At 32.1% G+C, this 530-nt stretch carries 2 protein-coding genes; both read right to left on the bottom strand.

Annotated features, from left to right (window positions below):
• Positions 1-29: 29 nt before the first annotated feature.
• The gene (locus F1592_RS13415) at positions 30-341 is read right to left on the bottom strand and encodes a DUF960 family protein (RefSeq protein ID WP_053018072.1); all 312 of its coding nucleotides are present in this window, start codon (positions 339-341) and stop codon (positions 30-32) included.
• Between the two features lie 86 nt (positions 342-427).
• Positions 428-530, bottom strand: a 103-nt coding sequence (locus tag F1592_RS14080; protein ID WP_369073532.1) for an SAUGI family uracil-DNA glycosylase inhibitor, incomplete at its 5' end; no start/stop codon positions are given.

Genomic DNA, 530 nt, shown 5'->3' with positions numbered 1-530 from the left:
TTAATTGTATTCATATATCATTACTTCCTTTAGTATTCTTCTGGTAAAAGCATCACATAATAAAAAACGTCTACATCATCTTCTCGGATGACGTAGACTTTCTTAGGTAATGCATTTTGATTTTTTACATAGTTTGTATAGTGATATTCCAATTTGTATGCGGGTTGTTCTTGTTCATGTGTGATTGAGAGTATATTCTCATCTTCTTGCAGTTTAAAAATGTGTAGGTAATCTGTCTGAGGTTGATTGTCCCGTTCTTTTACCATGTTCCAAAGTAAGATTTGAAGGTCTAGAGATAAGTGTTCACTAATGCCTCTTGTGATATATCGATTGATTTGCATACTATTTTCCTCCATTTTGCTTTTCTTTCATGATGTCAATCACTTCGTTAATGACTATAACAGATATTTGTGCCACTTTGATCCAATTATTCATGGTCATTCCCTCCTTCTCTTAGTAAATGACGTTCATCAATAATTATATTTTTAGTATCTGTGAGGTATAGAAAGTCCATATCAAAATGATCTAGA

The organism is Staphylococcus sp. GDX7P312P, from assembly GCF_008385775.1.
GTDB lineage: Bacteria > Bacillota > Bacilli > Staphylococcales > Staphylococcaceae > Staphylococcus > Staphylococcus haemolyticus.
Note: the sequence above shows the minus strand (reverse complement) of the source record. Positions and strands in the feature narration are given on the sequence as shown.